At 68.7% G+C, this 17,415-nt stretch carries 14 protein-coding genes and 1 riboswitch; of the genes, 9 read left to right on the plus strand and 5 right to left on the minus strand.

Annotated elements, in window-relative coordinates; translation table 11 throughout:
• Positions 1 to 35: 35 nt before the first annotated feature.
• Complete coding sequence (locus tag ACWEIJ_RS00635) at positions 36 to 416, plus strand: SSI family serine proteinase inhibitor (RefSeq protein ID WP_449835099.1); 381 nt, start codon at positions 36 to 38, stop codon at positions 414 to 416.
• A 61-nt stretch (positions 417 to 477) separates the two neighbouring features.
• Here ACWEIJ_RS00635 and ACWEIJ_RS00640 read toward each other — a convergent pair whose 3' ends face one another.
• Positions 478 to 2,745, minus strand: a complete 2,268-nt coding sequence (locus ACWEIJ_RS00640; RefSeq protein WP_449835100.1) for a glycosyl hydrolase family 95 catalytic domain-containing protein — start codon at positions 2,743 to 2,745, stop codon at positions 478 to 480.
• Positions 2,746 to 2,851: 106 nt separating this feature from the next.
• Here ACWEIJ_RS00640 and ACWEIJ_RS00645 point away from each other — a divergent pair, with 106 nt between their 5' ends.
• The 3 genes from ACWEIJ_RS00645 to ACWEIJ_RS00655 are packed head-to-tail and all read left to right on the plus strand — an operon-like array spanning position 2,852 to position 5,910.
• On the plus strand, positions 2,852 to 4,729 hold the full coding sequence (locus ACWEIJ_RS00645) for an ABC1 kinase family protein (RefSeq protein WP_449835101.1): 1,878 nt from the start codon (positions 2,852 to 2,854) through the stop codon (positions 4,727 to 4,729).
• Between the two features lie 57 nt (positions 4,730 to 4,786).
• A complete protein-coding gene (locus ACWEIJ_RS00650) occupies positions 4,787 to 5,605 on the plus strand; it encodes a hypothetical protein (protein ID WP_449835102.1) in 819 nt (272 codons plus the stop codon).
• Positions 5,602 to 5,910 (plus strand): winged helix-turn-helix domain-containing protein, encoded by a 309-nt coding sequence (locus ACWEIJ_RS00655; protein WP_355445391.1) that lies wholly within the window; start codon positions 5,602 to 5,604, stop codon positions 5,908 to 5,910. The genes ACWEIJ_RS00650 and ACWEIJ_RS00655 overlap by 4 nt, the downstream gene beginning before the upstream one ends.
• Here the strand turns inward: ACWEIJ_RS00655 and ACWEIJ_RS00660 are convergent.
• Positions 5,907 to 6,311 carry a hypothetical protein gene (locus tag ACWEIJ_RS00660; RefSeq protein WP_449835103.1) on the minus strand — a complete coding sequence of 135 codons (405 nt, stop codon included), beginning with the start codon at positions 6,309 to 6,311 and terminating at the stop codon, positions 5,907 to 5,909. The two genes, ACWEIJ_RS00655 and ACWEIJ_RS00660, sit on opposite strands and share 4 nt — an antisense overlap.
• 71 nt (positions 6,312 to 6,382) lie before the next feature.
• On the opposite strand from ACWEIJ_RS00660, the gene ACWEIJ_RS00665 reads away from it, so the two are divergent.
• The 3 genes from ACWEIJ_RS00665 (at position 6,383) to ACWEIJ_RS00675 (ending at position 10,881) form a co-directional block, all read left to right on the plus strand.
• Positions 6,383 to 7,033 (plus strand): TVP38/TMEM64 family protein, encoded by a 651-nt coding sequence (locus ACWEIJ_RS00665; RefSeq protein WP_449835104.1) that lies wholly within the window; start codon positions 6,383 to 6,385, stop codon positions 7,031 to 7,033.
• Between the two features lie 484 nt (positions 7,034 to 7,517).
• Positions 7,518 to 10,274, plus strand: coding sequence for an LAGLIDADG family homing endonuclease (locus ACWEIJ_RS00670; protein WP_449835105.1), 2,757 nt, complete (start codon positions 7,518 to 7,520; stop codon positions 10,272 to 10,274).
• A gap of 250 nt (positions 10,275 to 10,524) precedes the next feature.
• The gene (locus tag ACWEIJ_RS00675) at positions 10,525 to 10,881 is read left to right on the plus strand and encodes a winged helix-turn-helix transcriptional regulator (RefSeq protein ID WP_449835106.1); all 357 of its coding nucleotides are present in this window, start codon (positions 10,525 to 10,527) and stop codon (positions 10,879 to 10,881) included.
• A 3-nt stretch (positions 10,882 to 10,884) separates the two neighbouring features.
• Here ACWEIJ_RS00675 and ACWEIJ_RS00680 read toward each other — a convergent pair whose 3' ends face one another.
• The 3 genes from ACWEIJ_RS00680 to gcvH all read right to left on the minus strand — a co-directional run bounded on the left by ACWEIJ_RS00680 (position 10,885) and on the right by gcvH (position 13,609).
• Positions 10,885 to 11,775 carry a cytochrome P450 gene (locus tag ACWEIJ_RS00680; protein ID WP_449835107.1) on the minus strand — a complete coding sequence of 297 codons (891 nt, stop codon included), beginning with the start codon at positions 11,773 to 11,775 and terminating at the stop codon, positions 10,885 to 10,887.
• An 85-nt stretch (positions 11,776 to 11,860) separates the two neighbouring features.
• On the minus strand, positions 11,861 to 13,225 hold the full coding sequence (locus tag ACWEIJ_RS00685) for an L-serine ammonia-lyase (RefSeq protein WP_449835108.1): 1,365 nt from the start codon (positions 13,223 to 13,225) through the stop codon (positions 11,861 to 11,863).
• 3 nt (positions 13,226 to 13,228) lie between these two features.
• Positions 13,229 to 13,609: a glycine cleavage system protein GcvH gene (gcvH, locus tag ACWEIJ_RS00690; protein WP_449835109.1), complete on the minus strand. Its 381-nt coding sequence runs from the start codon at positions 13,607 to 13,609 to the stop codon at positions 13,229 to 13,231.
• Positions 13,610 to 13,671: 62 nt separating this feature from the next.
• A riboswitch (glycine riboswitch) is annotated at positions 13,672 to 13,764 on the minus strand.
• A gap of 139 nt (positions 13,765 to 13,903) precedes the next feature.
• On the opposite strand from gcvH, the gene ACWEIJ_RS00695 reads away from it, so the two are divergent.
• Both ACWEIJ_RS00695 and ald read left to right on the plus strand, forming a co-directional pair.
• Entirely contained in the window at positions 13,904 to 16,159 is a 2,256-nt protein-coding gene (locus ACWEIJ_RS00695) for an alpha-L-fucosidase (protein WP_449835110.1), read from the plus strand.
• 104 nt (positions 16,160 to 16,263) lie between these two features.
• Positions 16,264 to 17,376 (plus strand): alanine dehydrogenase, encoded by a 1,113-nt coding sequence (ald, locus tag ACWEIJ_RS00700; RefSeq protein WP_449835111.1) that lies wholly within the window; start codon positions 16,264 to 16,266, stop codon positions 17,374 to 17,376.
• Positions 17,377 to 17,415: the final 39 nt, after the last annotated feature.

Genomic DNA, 17,415 nt, shown 5'->3' on the forward strand with positions numbered 1-17,415 from the left:
GGAGATTCGGGTCTTCGCCGCGCCAGAGTGGTGGCATGGCAAAGACCCGACTCCTGTTTGCCTGCCTCGCGCTCGCCGCGCCGATCGTCCCCGCGACGGCCCAGGCAGCGCCTCTCCCTGCATCAGGCCTGGTGCTGTCGCTGCAGCCGGAGATGGGCATCCTCAGCACCACTCAGCTCAACTGCGAACCGGCAGGCGGGCTGCACCGGCACGCCAAGGAGGCGTGCGACCAGCTCATCCCCGTCGAGGGCGACTTCCGCCGCCTGCCCGACACCGGCGCGATGTGCACGATGGAGCTGAACCCGACCAAGGCGATCCTGCGCGGCAAGTGGCGCAACAAGAAGGTCGACTTCCAGCAGGTGTACTCGAACCCGTGCGTGGTGCGCGCGTTCACCGGCAAGGTCTTCGACTTCTAGACCGCGTCACCGGTGTTCCAGCGCACCGCCGTCGCGCTGGAACACCGGTGGCGTTCTGGTGCTACCCCGGCAATCCCCAGGAAGGTGCCGGCGCACCGATCACCGGACCGACGTTCAGGTCCGGCCGGTCGCCGTCGCGGTGGATGACGGCCTCCTCACCGCGGCCCAGCTCGATGCGCAGATCCCCGTTGGGCAGCACCGAAAAACGCCTCGGGCGGCCCCAGCGGTCCCGCACCACCGGGTCCTTGATGCCCGTCCGCACCACGCACGGCGCACCGGCCTCGCTGCGCAGCCTGATCCACCGCGTGGCGCCCTGCTGCCGCGAGGCCGACAGCAGGAACGCGCCCTGCGTCCGGAAGTTGTCGAGCGAGATCTCGGGCCACGGCACCGCCGGGAACACGCGGATCACGCCACCCCAGCTCTGGCAGAGCATGTCGTACATGGACTGCACTGCGGACAACGGCGTCTCGATGACCGGGCCGGACTCCTGGTACATCGTGTTCGGCTTGATGTACCGGCGCATCAGCTCGCCGAGGTAGAAGTCCGCCTTGTCCCCGCGCAACATCTGCGCGCTGATCGACGCCGCGCCCGTGAACGTGTAGCCCTGCAACGCGCCCTCGAAGCTGATCCAGTGGTTCAGCGACGTCTCGATCACCTGCCGCTGCGCCGGGTCCTCCCACGTGACCTCGTACAGCGGGTAGATCTGCAGCAGGTGCGAGTAGTGCCGGTGCGACTTCGCGAACGGCACCCCGGCGCCGATCATGAACCCGTTGGCGTCCACCGGGTACGGCGTGAGGTTCGCGAGCGTGTCCTGCCACTTCGGGATCAACGGATCGTTGACGCGCAACGACTTGGCGGACTCCAGCAACGTCCTGCAGCCCCACCGGATCAGCGCGAGGTCGTAGTTGGTGTCGGGCGAGTTGACGCCGTACTCGGGCGAGAACGTGATCGGCAGGTGCCACTTGCCGTCCGAGCCCTTGGTCAGGAAGTGGAAGTAGTAGTTGATCGCCCTGCGCAGCAACGGGAACAGCACGTTGCGCAGGATCCGGTCGTCCATGGTGTGCCGGTAGCTCAGCCAGACGTTGTGCAACGTCCAGGTCAGGTTGCCGACCTCCGGCGTCGGCACCTCCTGGCCGGGAATGCCGACGCCGTAACCGGAGTTGCCGATGCCGGCGCCGTTGTCGAGCACGGTGTCGGTGGTGCGCGGCATGCCGGCGGAGTCGTGCCGGTACTGGGCGGGGACCTGCTCGACGAGCGCGTCGCGGTACCGGTCGACCGAGTACGTGACGGCGTCGAAGTCGAGGTGGTTGGAGCCGTGGATCAGCCAGTACTCCAGCTGCACGTTGAGGTTCCACCACGTGTTGGGCCACGGCGTGTTCTCCAGCCACGGCCCGCAGGTCGCGATCGCGGGCGCCTCCCTGCGCGCCGCGGAGGCGAACTTGTAGAGCTGGATCCAGTAGAACGCCTGCAGCCTCTTGTCCGGAATGGACAGAAAGCTCCTGCGGTAGAAGTCGTGCCACCACAACCGGTGGTCGACGGCGAGGCCTTCGACCGACCCGCACCGGACGTTGCCGATCGCCTTGCGCACCGCGGTCCTGTCCGGATGCGACCACGCCACGCTGGTGAAGAGCGTGCGGCGGGTGCCGCGGGTGACCTCTCGCCACGCCGTCACGTGCTCACCGCCCGCGTTCAACGGCTGCACCGCCAGCTGCACGTCGCCGGAAGTCGTGAGCCGCACCGGCGGGTTGTCGGTGAAGCCCGCCGGTGCCGGCTTGTTCCACTTCGGGTCGGTGCGCGGGCTGATCGCCTTGAGCGGGTGGAAGACCCACCTGAACGCGCGCTCGCCCTCGCTGGCCTGGACGTCGATGGCGTAGAGGTCGCGCTTGGTGTGGATGAACGCGCGGATCCTGAGGCTCCCGGCCGCGGTCGTGACCGTGCCGGTCAGCTCGGCGTGCCACAGGTCCAGGCGCAGGTCGACGCCGGTGATCGCGCCGACGGGTTCGAGCGTGAAGTAGCCGATGGGCAGCCGGGCGAGGCCGAACAGCGCCCCGAACTCCGGCCGGTGGTCCTGCACCTCGGAGTGCTGGACGTTGAACCTGATGGCGTTGGCGTTCGGTTCGGCGTAGATGCCCGACCCCAGGTAGCCGTTGCCGAGGTACGGCCCCTCGAACCAGGTCGTGGGCATCTTCTTCCAGATGAGATCGGATGACCCGATGAAGTCCTGCCAGTTGAAGCCGTCGCCGGCGGAGGCGATGCCAGGGAGCAGCGCACTGCCCGCTACCCCGGCCAACGCGCCTCCGATCAGCGTGCGCCGGTTGAGTTCGACCACTTTCGGGCACCTCACTTCGCTGTGCGGTCAGGTCCTCGCGGCGGCGATTCATCGGATCTTTCGTGAGAGCCCAGCCCGAGTCAAGAGCCGCTCCTAGGCTGCGGTCATGGGGGATTTCCTGGTCACCGCCATCGGCGTCCCGATCACGTTCCTGCTGCTGGTCCTGGGCATGGCCCTGGCGGCGCGGCGCATCCTCGGCCTGCGCATCGGCCTGATCCGCACGGCGCTGGCGTGCGGACTGGCGATGTGGGTCGCCTCCAACGCCTTCTCGGACACGACGGCCGAACCGACGGCCGGGCTGGTCACGCTCCAGCTCGGGCTGTCGATCCTCGCGGTGATCGGCGTGCTGGCGTTCGCCGAGGTCATCGTGCCGACCGGGTCGATCCCGCCGCCGACGGAGTGGTGGGGCCTGCTGCGCCGCCGCATCGCGCGCACCCGCCGGTACTCGCGGATCACCGCGATCGCTTTCCGGCACGGTCTCGGGCCCTACCTGCGCGGCCGGGAGCGGTCGTCGGCCGGGCTCGCGAGGTCGCTGCGGCTCGCGTTGCAGGACGCCGGGGTGACGTTCGTGAAGCTCGGGCAGGTGCTGTCGACGCGGGCCGACCTGCTGTCGGTGGAGTTCGTCGAGGAGCTGTCGCTCCTGCAGGACAAGGTCCCTCCGGCGAAGTGGGAGCAGGTCCGGGCGGTGCTCGACGCCGAGGTCGGGCTGGACGCGTTCGCCTCGGTCGATCCGGAACCGCTCGCGGCGGCGTCGATCGCACAGGTGCACAGGGCCGTGCTGCAGTCGGGCGCCGAGGTCGTGGTGAAGGTGCAACGGCCGGGCGTGCGCGCCGTGGCCGAGGGCGACCTGGACATCGTCTCGCGGCTCGCGGAGACGTTGCAGCGCACGCGCTGGGGCTCGGCGCTGGGCGTGCGGGACCTGGCGGCCGGGTTCGCGGCGGCGTTGCGGGAGGAGCTCGACTTCCGCGTCGAGGCGCGCAACATCGCGGCCGTCTCGGCGGTGTCGGACTCCTCCGTCGGGCTGCCGCACGTCCACCTGTCGACTTCCCGGGTTCTCGTCATGGACCGGCTCGACGGCGTGCCGCTGCGCGGTGCCGCCGAGGACGAGGGCCTGGCGAGGACGTTGCTGCGGTTCGTGCTGCGGCAGGTGATGCTCGACGGCGTCTTCCACGCGGACCCGCACCCCGGCAACGTGCTGCTGCTGTCCGACGGACGGCTCGGCCTGCTCGACTTCGGCTCGGTCGGCCGGATCGACTCCGCGCTGCGCTCGGCGTTGCAACGGCTGCTGCTCGCGATCGACCGCACCGACCCGGCCGGCCTCACGGACGCGTTGCTGGAACTGACCTCCCGGCCGGAGGACATCGACGAACAACGGCTGGAGCGCGCGCTCGGCCGGTTCATGGCCCGGCACCTGGGCGCGGGCATGCGGCCGGACGTGGAGATGTTCGCCGACCTGTTCGGCATCGTGTCCCGGTTCGGGCTGAGCATCCCGCCGGAGATCGCGGCGGTGTTCCGGGCGCTGGCGACCCTCGAAGGCACGCTGGCGGTGCTCTCACCGGGCTTCGACATCGTGGTGGAGTCGCGGGCGTTCGCCGCCGAGCAGATCTCCGAGCGACTGTCGCCCGAGTCGGTGCAGCGGACGTTGGCCGAGGAGTTCCAGGCCGTGCTGCCGATGCTGCGCCGCCTGCCGCGCCGGATCGACCGGATCACCGGGGCGATGGAGCAGGGCCGGTTGAGCATGTCGATGCGGCTCTTCGCCGACGAGCGCGACCGCTCGTTCCTCACCGGCCTGCTGCACCAGGTGATGCTGACCGTGCTGGGCGCGACCGCGGGCGTGATGGCGGTGCTGCTGCTCGGTTCCTCCGGTGGGCCGCGGGTGGTGCCGGACATCGGCCTGTACCAGGTGCTCGGCTACAACCTGCTGATCGTCAGCGTGCTGCTGGGTCTGCGCGTCGTCGTGGCGGTGTTCCGGCCGCGTCCTTGACCAATCAGGTTTGCAATGCAAACCTGATTGCAGTCGAGTGCAGTTGGGGGACTGATCATGACCGACGATCCGCGGGGTCTGCTCGCCGAACTGGCCGCGATGCGCAAGCGCGCCCGCGCGGACCGGCACGGGTACTGGCTGCCCTTCCTGCTGTTCGGGCTGATCACGCTCGGCGCGACGCCGTTCTACGGGCCGAGGTACTGCGGCGAGACCGGAGCGTGCTCCTGGAGCGTGTCCGACGAGCCGTGGCTGTACCACTGGTTGCACCCCACCGGAAAGATGATGGGCCCGGTACTCGCCTACCAGGAGCCGGGCATCGCCGTGGACCTCTACTGGCTCGTCGCGTTGCTGTGCGGCTATCTCGCGGTCGTCCGGTGGTACCGGTGGCGAGCGGCGCAGGTCGGCGTGGAGACGCCGACCGCGCTCTACGCCCAGGTCACGATCTTCCTGCTGGTGCTGCCGCTGATCGGTGTTCCGGTGCTGAGCAAGCTCTTCTTCGGCCTGGCCGGCTGGCAGGTCGCGCTGCCGATCACCGCGGCCGTGATCGTGGCGGCGACGTGGCGCGTGCGGAGCGTCGGCTTCACGCTCGCGGTGCTCGTGCTGTTCGGTCTCGCGCACTTCGTCACGGTCTACCCGTACGGCCCGATGCTGGTGCTGGCCGCGGGACTGGCCGGGCTCGCCCACCTGGAACGCAGCGCGGTGTGCACGGTCACCGTGGCGGTCTTCACCGCCACCGCGCTGTTCGTGAACGAGGCGAGCCGGTTCGGGTTCGTCTGGCCGTACCGGGTCGAGCAGTACGCGAGCACGGCCCTGCCCGCGGTCGTGCTCCTGGCCGGGGGGATCATCGGATCCGTGCGACGGGAGACGGGCGGATGAGCGAGAACCCCACGGCGGGGCTGGACGACACCGTCCACCAGCGGCACCGGCTCGGCGTGCTGACCATCGCGGCCGAGACGAAACGGGTCGAGTTCTCGTACCTCAGGTCGGTGCTGGAACTGACCGCGGGCAACCTGTCGCGGCACATCACCGTGCTGGAACAGGCCGGCCTGGTCGAGGTGGAGAAGGGCTACGAGGGCAAACGCCCCAAGACGTGGCTGCACATCACCGAGGCCGGTCGCACCGCCCTCGCGGCGGAGATGGCCGCGCTGCGGGCCCTGCTGGACCGGCACGACAGCCTCTAGAACTGCCTGCGGTACACGGAAACGTCGTCGCGCCACACGCCGAACTGGTCGGGCGCGGACTGCACGATCGTCATCTCGTTGAGGTTGCCCAGGATCCGCCACGCCCGCGCGACCGCCTGCGCGCCCGCGTAGGCGATGGTGCAGAACCGGCGCGGCTCGACGACCGTGCGCACGCGGTCGACCTTGCCCACGCTCATCGGCGTGTCCTGCCAGAGGTCCAATGTGTACCCGGTGCGGATGGGATCACCGGACCCCAGCACACCTTCGATGCTGACCACCAGCCGCTCTCCGTCCAGGCGCAGGTCGTAGTGGCCGCTTCGGGGTGGCGTGCCGCCGGTGTACGCGGAGCGTGCCGGATCGAGCACCCAGTGCCCTAGAAACGGCACGAGGTCGTCACTCATGTGTGTCTCCTTCACGGAACCTGCGCCACTGGCGGATTGTCCGGCGCATCGAGGTGGGCGACCATCACCCGATGAGTTATGAGACGGGCGTTCGGTGGAAGTGGATACCGTTCGTCGTGCTCGGCTTCGTGCTGCTGAGCTGGATCGTGTTCGAGGCGCTCGACCTGATCGACTTCGAGGGAGTCGTGACGTGGGTGCGTGGCATCGACCCGGTGTGGGCGGCAGTGGCGATCTTCGTCCTGCTCGTCCTGGACGTGCTGCTGCCCGTGCCGTCCACTCCGCTCATCGTGCTGGCGGGAACGGCACTCGGCCTGCCCCTCGGGCTGGCACTCGCGATCGTCGGATCCCTGGGTTCCTCTGCCGCAGGATACGCGCTCGGGAGGTATGCCGGACCGTGGTTGGTGCGCCGCGTCGTAACCATTGAGGAACTAACCGAAATGCGCCGCTGGGGCCGCCAGTTCGGGCCCTGGTTCTTCGGGGTGGCGCGCGGCATTCCGATGATGGCCGAAACGGTGTCCGTGTCGGCCGGTGTCTCACGGGTGTCGTTCCAGACGTTCATGTTCTACACGCTCATCGGCACCGTGCCGATTTGTGCGGCCTACGTGTTCGCCGGCTCGAAAGCCGAGACCGTCGAGCAGATCGTGATGATCAGCGCGGTCGGCTTCCTGGTCACCGTCGGGCTCTTCTACCTGCTCCGGCGACTCGTGAAGGCGGCGCCGTAGAAAAATCGCTGGCGCGGCGTGGTTGTATGGAGGTGCGCCCGGTGCGCAGCGGAGGGTTACTTCTGGTATCTCAGGTTCGACTCCTGAAGCCGGCTTCGGCCGGTCTTCGCTCACCTCGGTGAGCACGTCACCTTCCGCGACTTGATCTCGGGCGCCCACAACTCCACCTCGGCCGGAATCAAATCGCTGGCGCGGCGTGGTTACATGGAAATCGCACCCGGTGCGAAGCCGACGGTTACTTCGTCTTCAAAACGCAAATGTCCGTCGGCGGTCTTGATCTCGGGAGCGCACAACTTCACACGTGTCCGGTGCGAAGCAGAGGGTTACTTCCACTTGGGATGGGCGGGTCGCAGGTTCGAATCCTGCCGGCCATTGCGGCTGTAGCTCAGTCTGGTAGAGCAGCAACGTACCTTCCGCGACCTTGATCTCGGACACGTGTGGAGTTCGTGGGCTCCCCTTCTTTTTGCTTGAGGGGGAAGAGCCGATGGCGAAGTTCAACGTCTTCCGCGCACGTCCGGCGGGCACCAGCCCGATCGCCACGGTGCCAACGCCGGCCGTCCGCACCTACGAGGGCGGCGACGGCCACGTCCGCGACACGAAGTCCGAGCTGTTCCTGCTCGCCGTGTCGAACATGGGTGGCGAGAACACCTTCTACGAGTCCGGCGCTCAGCGCGACACCCGGTTCGCCCAGCTCGTCCGCGAGGCGGCGCTCACGGATCCGGTGTGGACCGCACGCCTGCTGAAGTGGCTGCGCAACGAGGCGAACATGCGCACGGCGTCGCTCGTCGGCGCGGCCGAGTTCGTCCACGCCCGGCTCGCCGCCTCCTCGGACGCGGGCGTCACCAACCGCGCGGTCGTCGAGTCGGTGCTGCAGCGCGCGGACGAGCCGGGTGAGTTCCTCGCCTGCTGGACGAGCACGCACGGCCGGCGCGTGCCGAAGCCGATCAAGCGCGGCATCGCCGACGCGGTCAGGCGGCTCTACGACGAGCGCGCGGTCCTCAAGTGGGACAGCGACGCCCGCGGCTTCCGCATGGCCGACGTGCTGAACCTCGTGCACCCCTCGCCCGCCGCCGACTGGCAGGGCTCGCTGTTCCAGCACGTGCTGGACCGCCGCCGCACCGCCGACATCGCGGTGCCGGACGCGCTGCGCGTGATCGCGGCACGGCGCGAGCTCATGGCGTGGCCGGTCGAGCAGCGCCGCGCGTTGTTCGCCCGGCCCGACGCCGCCGACGTGCTGCGCCGCGCCGGGATGACGTGGGAGGCCGTGGCCGGGTGGCTGCAGGGTCCGCTGACCCGGGAGGTGTGGGAGGCGCTCGCGCCGTCGATGGGTTACATGGCATGCCTCGCGGAAGGCACCCCTGTCTGGCTCGCAGATGGAACCACGGCGCCCATCGAGGACGTCGTCACTCGGCGGCTGCCTGTTCTCTCCTACGACAAGGCTTGGGACGCACGCCTGGTGAAGTACGGCGCCAACCAGGGACCTCGTGATCACGCGGTGGGCAACCTCGTTCCGACCATTCCCACAGCGTGGCTCGACACCGGTGTCCGACCGGTCATGACCATCCGATTCGCGTCCGGCCGGATTGTCGACGCCACGACGGACCACCGCTGGATCCGTCAGCGCCGCACTGGTCGTCAAGCATGGGAGTGGACCACGTCCGGTGAGCTGCGTCCAGGTGACCGCGTGCCCGTCCCTCTGACTGCCGCCTACTTCGGAGACGAGGGCGACGCATGGGACGGGTACTTCGTCGGAGCGATGCTTGGCGACGGCGGCATGACAGCGCTCACTCCCGAATTCCACGGCGATCCCGACGACGGCGCTGTGGCGTTCATGCGGGACTACGCTGCGAAGCACGGGTGCGGCGTGACGGAGACCGTGAACAACCGGATCGTGCGGTTGCGGTTTCCGTTCAAGCAGTGGAAGCGAAACCCGATGACCGAGATCCTGCGCTCCTACGAGGTGTGGGGAAAGCGCTGCGAAGTCAAGGCGTTGCCCAACAGACCGTTCAGCCGCGAATTCTGGATCGGTGCGCTTTCCGGGCTGATCGACACAGACGGCTGTGTCCGTGAGCGCATGAACCCGAAGGGCACAATGCACGGCTCGGTCGAGTACGCGACGGTGTCGCGCCGCTTGGCCGAGCAGGTCTCGGATGCGCTGCTTCGACTTGGTGTCACCAACATCATCCGAGAGCGCAGGGTGCGAGCGACCAGCGACAGGATCCAGAGCCGGTTCCCTCTTCACGTCGTCGAGGTGAACAGGGCAACCGCACTGGTGCGGCTCGCTGACCTGCTGGATCTTCGAATCAGCTACAAGGCGGCAAAGCTTGCGCAACTGGCAGAGCGGGTGGCGCACGTGTCCCCGGCGGGCAGCGAAATGCACGGCTACGACGAAGCGATCGCGTTGGACCGAATCGTGTCGATCGAGGACGGAGGAGAGCGTCCAACCTACTGCGTGACGGTTGAGCCATCGAACTTGTTCATCGTGGCCGGTCTGGTCACAGGCAACTGCCTGCGCAACCTGCGCAACTTCGACGAGGCGGGCATGTCCGACGAGGCCGCGGCGAAGGTCGCGGCACGGCTGGCCGACCCCGGCCAGGTCGCGCGCTCGCGGCAGTTCCCGTTCCGGTTCCTGTCGGCGTACGAGGCGGCACCGAGCCTGCGCTGGGGCCACGCCCTGGACCAGGCACTGCAGGCGTCGCTCGCGAACCTGCCGGCACTGCCGGGCCGGTCGTTGATCCTCATCGACACCTCGGCGTCGATGACGCACGGCACGATCTCGGCGAAGTCGAAGGTCACCCCGGCCAAGGCGGCGGCGGTCTTCGGTGTCGCTCTGGGCGCCAAGGGCGAGCAGGTCGACGTCGTCGGGTTCGCGGACGGCACGTTCCGGCACGACGTGCCGCGCGGGGCGTCGGTCATCCGCGAGATCGACCGGTTCCTGCAGCGGATCGGCGAGGTCGGGCACGGCACCGACATCGTCGGGTCGCTGCAGCGGACCTACCGGGGCCACGACCGCGTGTTCATCATCTCGGACATGCAGACGGTCGGCGGTCACCACGGCCAGGGCGTCGCGGAGGCCGTGCCGCGGCACGTGCCGATCTACGGCTTCAACCTGAACGGGTACCGGCAGGCGGCGTTCGCGACCGGCCAGGCCGACCGCCACGAGTTCGGCGGCCTGACCGATGCGACGTTCCGGATGGTCCCGCTGCTCGAAGCGGGCCGGAACGCCGACTGGCCGTTCTGATCAGGGCACGTAGTCGTTCACCGAGACGACGTCGTCGCACTGGTCACGCACCCAGTCGTCGTGGGTGGCGATCACCACGCACGCGCCTCCGTCCGCCGTCTCTCGCAGCACAGCGACACGACCACCTCGGTGTTGCCGTGGTCGAGAGCGGCGGACGGCTCGTCGGCCGGGACGAGGCGTCCGGGCGCAGACTACCTCTCACCTTGGAGCTTACTTTTCGTAAGCGCTCCCACCAGGTACCATGGCCCCCATGGAGTACAACGTGTTCGCCAAGGCGTGCCCGTCACGCCCGACGCTGGAGCACGTCACGGGCAAGTGGGGCAGCCTGACGCTGGGCGCGCTCGTGGACGGGTCGCTGCGGTTCAACGAGCTGCGCCGCCGGGTCGACGGCGTCAGCGAGAAGATGCTGTCGCAGACGTTGCACGCGCTGGAACGGGACGGGCTGGTGCACCGCGAAGCGCAGCCCACGAACCCGCCGCGCGTCGACTACAGCCTCACGCCGCTCGGCCGCGAGACGGCGGAACGGTTGCTGTCGCTGATCCACCTGCTCGAAGCGCGCATGCCGGACGTGCTCGAAGCACAGCGCGCGTACGACAGCCGCGGCTAGACCTCACCACTCGACGATCAACCGCTCCGGCACGCGCGTGCGCAGGTCCGGCCGGAACGTGACGGACTGGCCCGGTGCGAGCCGCAGTCCGGGCAACCGGGACGACAGTTGTTCCAGCGCCACACGGGTTTGCATGCGCGCGAGTGCCGCGCCGACGCAGAAGTGCGGGCCCGCACCCAGTGAGAGGTGCACGGTCGGCATCTGCCGGGACGGGTCGAACGCCTCCGGGCAGTGGTAGACGGCCTCGTCGCGGTTCGCGGCGGCAAGGAGCACCTGCACCTTCGCCCCCGCCGGCACCGGATGTCCGCCGATCTCGGCATCCTCGGTGGCGCAACGGAAAAGGCTCATCATCGGCCCCTCGTAGCGGAGCAGTTCCTCGATGACGGACGGGATCGTGGCGGGATCGTCGACGATCCCGATCCAGTGCCTGCGGCGGCCGGCGAGCAGCGAGCGCAGGCCGAGCGCGAGCACGTTGACCGTCATGTCGAAGTCCGCCAACGGTTTCTGCTCTGCCGGTGACAGGGTGCCGATCGCGACCCGCATCACCATGGCGGGGAACGGGTCGGCGAACAGCGGCACGAAGTCGCCGTGGCCGTAGCCCGGGAAGCCGTCGATCAGGCGGTCGGCGAAGTCGCGGACCAGCGGTTCCAGCTTGGCCATCCGCCGTGCCGAGAAGGTGTCCTGAAGTGCCCTGCGCACCTGGGGATCCAGGTGGTGGGACGTGGCCGCGAAGCTCGGGTCTCTCAGCACCCGCACGACGTCGTCGTACCGGCTCACCACCCAGTAACCGTTCTCCTCGCTGAAGAACACCGGTTCGCACGCCCGGAAGTGCACGAACAGCGGGTACGGGTTCGCGATGTGCTGCGAGTTCAGAGGCTCGTACGCGGTGACCACAAGGCGCGAGTGTGGCAGCGGGCGTGCGTGACGAAAGTGCACAAGGCGCAGTTGAGACGCACGCCCGCCAAAGTGTTGTGGAAACTCAGCACTCGATGACGTTGACGGCGAGGCCGCCACGCGCGGTTTCCTTGTACTTCACCGACATGTCCTTGCCGGTGTCCCGCATGGTCTTGATGACCTTGTCCAGCGACACGAAGTGCGAGCCGTCGCCGCGCAACGCCATGCGCACCGCGGTGATCGCCTTGATCGACGCGACGGCGTTGCGCTCGATGCACGGGATCTGGACCAGGCCGCCGATCGGGTCGCAGGTCAGGCCGAGGTTGTGCTCCATGGCGATCTCGGCGGCGTTCTCGACCTGTTCCGGGGTGCCGCCGAGGACCTCGGCGAGCCCGCCCGCGGCCATCGAGCAGGCCGAGCCGACCTCGCCCTGGCAACCGACCTCGGCACCGGAGATCGAGGCGTTCTCCTTGAACAGCACGCCGATCGCACCGGCCGTGAGGAGGAACCTGACGACGCCGTCGTCGTTGGCCCCCGGCACGAACTTGGTGTAGTAGTGCAGGACCGCTGGGACGATGCCGGCCGCGCCGTTGGTCGGCGCGGTGACGACCCGGCCGCCCGCCGCGTTCTCCTCGTTGACCGCCAACGCGAAGAGCGTCACCCAGTCCATGACCCGCAGCGGGTCGGTGACGAAGTGCTCGCCCTCCAGCCGCTTGCGCATCTCGGCGGCGCGGCGGCGGACCTTGAGGCCGCCGGGCAGGACGCCCTGCTCGGTGCAGCCGCGTTCCACGCACTCCTGCATCACGTGCCAGATGTGCAGAAGTCCTTGCCGGACTTCGGCTTCCGACCGCCACGACAGCTCGTTGGCCATCATGATCTCGCTGATCGACAGACCGGTCTCCCGGCAGCGCGCGAGCAGTTCGTCGCCGGTGAGGAACGGGTGCGGCAACGGCGTGGTGTCGGGCTTGATCCGGTCGGTGCCCGAGGCGTTCTCGTCGACGACGAAACCGCCGCCGATCGAGTAGTACACGGCGTGCTCGACGGACTCGTCGCCCTTGTAGGCCTCGAAGCTCATCCCGTTGGGGTGCAACGGAAGTGACTTGCGCCGGTGCATGACGAGGTCGCGGTCGTGCACGAAGCCGATCTCGTGCACGCCGCCGAGCCGCAGCCGTCCGGTCGAGACGATCTCCTCGACGCGGACCGCCGCGACCGTCGGGTCGACCTCTTCCGGGAGGTTGCCCTCCAGGCCGAGGAAAACGGCCTTCGGGCTGCCGTGGCCGTGCCCGGTCGCGCCGAGCGAGCCGAACAGCTCGACGTGCACGCGGTCCACTTCGGACACCCGCGCCCCGAGCTTCTCGACGAACATCGCCGCCGCGCGCATCGGGCCGACGGTGTGGGAGCTGGACGGTCCGATGCCGACGGAGAACAGGTCGAAAACGCTGATCGCCACTGATCAGTCCTTGGTCAGTTCCGCGTACTTGGCAGCGGTGAGCAGGTTCTCCGCGGACTCCACGCGCACGCGGAAGAGCCAGCCCTCGCCGTAGGGGTCGTTGTTGATGATCGCCGGGTCGTCCACGACCGCGCCGTTGACCTCGATGACCTCACCGGTGACCGGGGAGAACAGGTCGCTGACGGACTTGGTGGACTCGAGCTCGCCGCACACCTCGTTCGACACGACCTTCGCGCCGACCTCGGGCAGCTGGACGAACACGATGTCGCCGAGCGCGTCGGCCGCATAGGCGGTGATGCCGCAGGTCAGCGGGTCCTGGGTGCCCGGCGTCCAGTCGACCCACTCGTGCTCGTGGGTGTAGAGCAGGTTCTCGGGGAACTCCACGGCGACTCCTCTGGCTAAGACGGCTCGGTCTGGTAACAGCCCCCTCCGCCGTGCAGAGTTGCCTACCCCGAGCGGTCTTGCTGCCTGAGAGTGTGCGGGAGCTTGCCCCTTCGGCGCCCCGACTTCTTCGTCGAGGTCTCTCCCACTCGGGTTCTGGTGCCTCACGGGCACCGCGGCCGGTCTTCAGTTCTCGAGCGCGAACGCTATGTGCGGCCACTGCCAAGTGTCAACGCGAGACGGTTGACATCGGGGAGAGCGCTGCCATGGTGAGTGCAGGCAGACATCGGAGGTCTCATGCGGAAACCGTTCATCGTCGCCTTGCTCACCACACTGGTGCTGACTCCCGTCCCCGCCGCCACGGCCGCGGCTGCACCGGCTCCGGTCACCGTCCCCATCAGCCACCTCTTCGACAACGACGGCATCGACACCGCGTCCGACCGTACCGGGAACTTCGACGGTTCCGGCTACGCTTTCCCCGCGGAGGCACTCCCGTCCGGGCAGGTCACGGCCGATGGCGTGCCGTACCTCTTCCCGGGAAATTCACAGACCAAGAACAACAACGTGGTCGCTCTCGGCCAGCGGATCGACCTGCCCCGAGGGCACTACCTGACCGTGCACCTGCTCGTGGCGTCGTCGTACGGGGCAGCCGGCGGCACCGCGACCGTGCACTACGCGGACGGGTCCTCGACGACGGGAGCGATCAGCGGACCTGACTGGTACTCGGGCAGTGGTCCGATCTCCACGCCGTTCCGGTACTCGCCCGGCGGCCGTGACGAGCACCCCGTGTCGATCGGCACCGCGCAACTGTGGGCTGATCCCCAGAAGGAGGCGGTCGCGGTCACGCTGCCGGTGACGAACCCGGCGGTGGAGGGCAAGTCCTCGCTGCACGTGTTCGCGCTGTCGGTGCAGCCGGCGGCCAAGGGACAGGTGCTCGCGGTCCGCAGCGCGCGCAGCACGACCAAGCTGCCGCGCGTGGGCGGTCAGACGATCGAGGCGACCGTCGTGAACCTCGGTGACCAGTGGGTGTCCAACATCTCCGTGAGCGCCGAGGGGCTGGGGGTGGTGACACTGCAACCGGCGTCGGTGAAACGGCTCGCGCCCGGTGAGGAGGCGCGAGTGCGGATCGGCATCCACGCCTACCGGACCGGCACGTTCGACGGGAAGGTGACGGCGCGGTCCGGCCGCGTCTCGGCGGCGCAGCACGCCAGGTTCTCCCTGGGCGTGGCCGACTACCAGGCCACAGACGCGTCGCTGGCGGCGCACGAGTCGCCGTACTGGTTCGACGACGCGAAGTTCGGGATCTTCATCCACTGGGGGCTCTACTCGGTGCCCGCGTGGTCGCCGCCGGGTGAGCAGTACGCGGAGTGGTACTGGCAGTGGATGCAGGACCCGTCGAACGCGGTGAACCCGTACCACGCGGCGACGTACGGCGAGGACTTCGCCTACGACCAGTTCATCCCGCAGTTCACCGCCGCGAAGTTCGACCCGCGCGAGTGGGTGCGGTTGTTCGAGGAGGCCGGGGCGAAGTACTACGTGCTGACCTCCAAGCACCACGAGGGTTTCGCGCTGTGGGACTCGAAGGTGTCCGGCCGGGACGCCGTCGACCTCGGCCCGCACCGCGACCTGGTGAAGGAGCTCTTCGACGCGTCGCGGAAGTACACGCCGGGCCTCAAGAACGGGCTCTACTTCTCGATGCCCGAGTGGTTCAACCCGGACAACCCGTGGAGCGGGCACGGGCCGCGCAACCCGTGGAGCGGAGCGCCCGAGCCCTACACCGGCTACCAGGCCGGACGGGACTTCGTGCGCGACTACCAGGCGCCGCAGATGACCGAGCTGGTCGACGGGTACGACCCGGACGTCATCTGGTGCGACATCGGCGGCGCCAACGACTCGCGGCGGGTGCTGGCGGACTACTTCAACAAGGCCAAGAACCGGGCGGTGCCCAAGGACGTGACGGTGGACGACCGGTGCGGCATCCCGACCCACGACTACACGACGCCGGAGTACGCGACGTACCCGAACACCGTGGTGAAGAAGTGGGAGGCCTCGCGCGGCCTCGACCCGCGCTCGTACGGGTGGAACCGGGCCACGCCGGACTCCATGTACATGACGGCGGACGAGGTGATCCGCACGCTGGTCGACACGACGTCCAAGAACGGCAACTTCCTGCTGGACATCGGCCCGCGAGCGGACGGCTCGATCCCCGAGATCATGCAGCAGCGGTTGCGCGAGACGGGCGCCTGGCTGCGCACGAACGGCGAGTCGATCTACGGCACGACGTACTGGTCGCGGATGGCCCAGCTGGGTTCGCTGCGGTTCACGATGACAACTCCTGGCCGGCCGAACGAGGCGTTCTACATCACCTCGCTGGCCCAGCCGGGGTCACAGCTCGTGGTCGACGCTCCAGTGCCGATCAAGGACGGTGACCGCGTCACGCTGCTGGGGTACGACAGGCCCCTGAAATGGACCCGATCGGGTGGAAAACTCGTGGTCGACGTGCCTGCGGGCGTCGGCGAGCACGCATGGGTGTTCAAAGTGGCTTTGTCCTGACGGAACAACCGCACAGTGACCGGATAGTGCGATCCGCACGGTGACATGACCTTCCGGCTGCCTCAGATTGTTGAACAGAGGCCAGCCCGATCGGAGGAGTCACCGTGCGGATCGCAGTTCCCCGCGAGATCAAGAACCACGAGTACCGCGTCGCCCTCACCCCGGCGGGCGCTCACGAGCTGACCAGCCGCGGCCACGACGTGTTCGTCGAGCAGGGTGCCGGTCTGGGTTCCGCGATCACGGACGAGGAGTACCTCGCCGCGGGCGCCAAGATCCTCGCTTCCGCCGACGACGTGTGGGCCGAGGGCGACATGGTCCTCAAGGTCAAGGAGCCCATCGCCGAGGAGTACCCGCGGCTGCGCGCCGGCCAGACCCTCTTCACGTACCTGCACCTCGCCGCCGACAAGCCGCTGACCGAGGCGCTGCTCGCGTCCGGCACCACGGCCATCGCCTACGAGACCGTGCAGCTGCCCAACCGCGCGCTGCCGCTGCTCGCCCCGATGTCCGAGGTCGCGGGCCGCCTCGCCCCGCAGGTCGGCGCGTTCTCCCTGATGAAGCCCTCCGGCGGCCGCGGCGTGCTGCCCGGTGGCGTCCCCGGCGTCGCCCCGGCCCGCGTGGTCGTGATCGGCGGTGGCGTGGCGGGCGTCAACGCCGCCACCATCGCCGTCGGCATGGGTGCGGACGTGCAGATCCTGGACACCAACGTCGACCGCCTCCGTCAGATCGACGCCCAGTTCCAGGGCCGTCTGCGCACGCTGGCCTCCAACTCGTTCGCCATCGAGCAGGCCGTCCGCGAGGCCGACCTGGTGATCGGCGCCGTGCTGGTGCCCGGTGCCGCCGCACCGAAGCTCGTGTCGAACGCGCTGGTCGCCGACATGAAGCCGGGCTCCGTGCTCGTCGACATCGCCATCGACCAGGGCGGTTGCTTCGAGGACTCCCGTCCGACCACGCACGCCCAGCCGACCTACGAGGTCCACAACTCGGTCTTCTACTGCGTGGCGAACATGCCCGGCGCCGTCCCGCGCACCTCGACCTACGCGCTGACCAACGTCACGCTGCCCTACGCGGTCGCGCTGGCCGACAAGGGCTGGGAGAAGGCGCTCAAGGACGACCGTTCGCTCGCCCTGGGCCTCAACGTCCACGCGGGCCGGCTGACCAACGGCCCGGTGGCCGAGGCGACCGGCCTCGTGCACACGCCGCTGGAGTCCGTCATCTGAAGGCCAACTGAATGAATGAGGCCCCCGCACGCGATCAAC

Source organism: Lentzea sp. NPDC004789, from assembly GCF_053601075.1.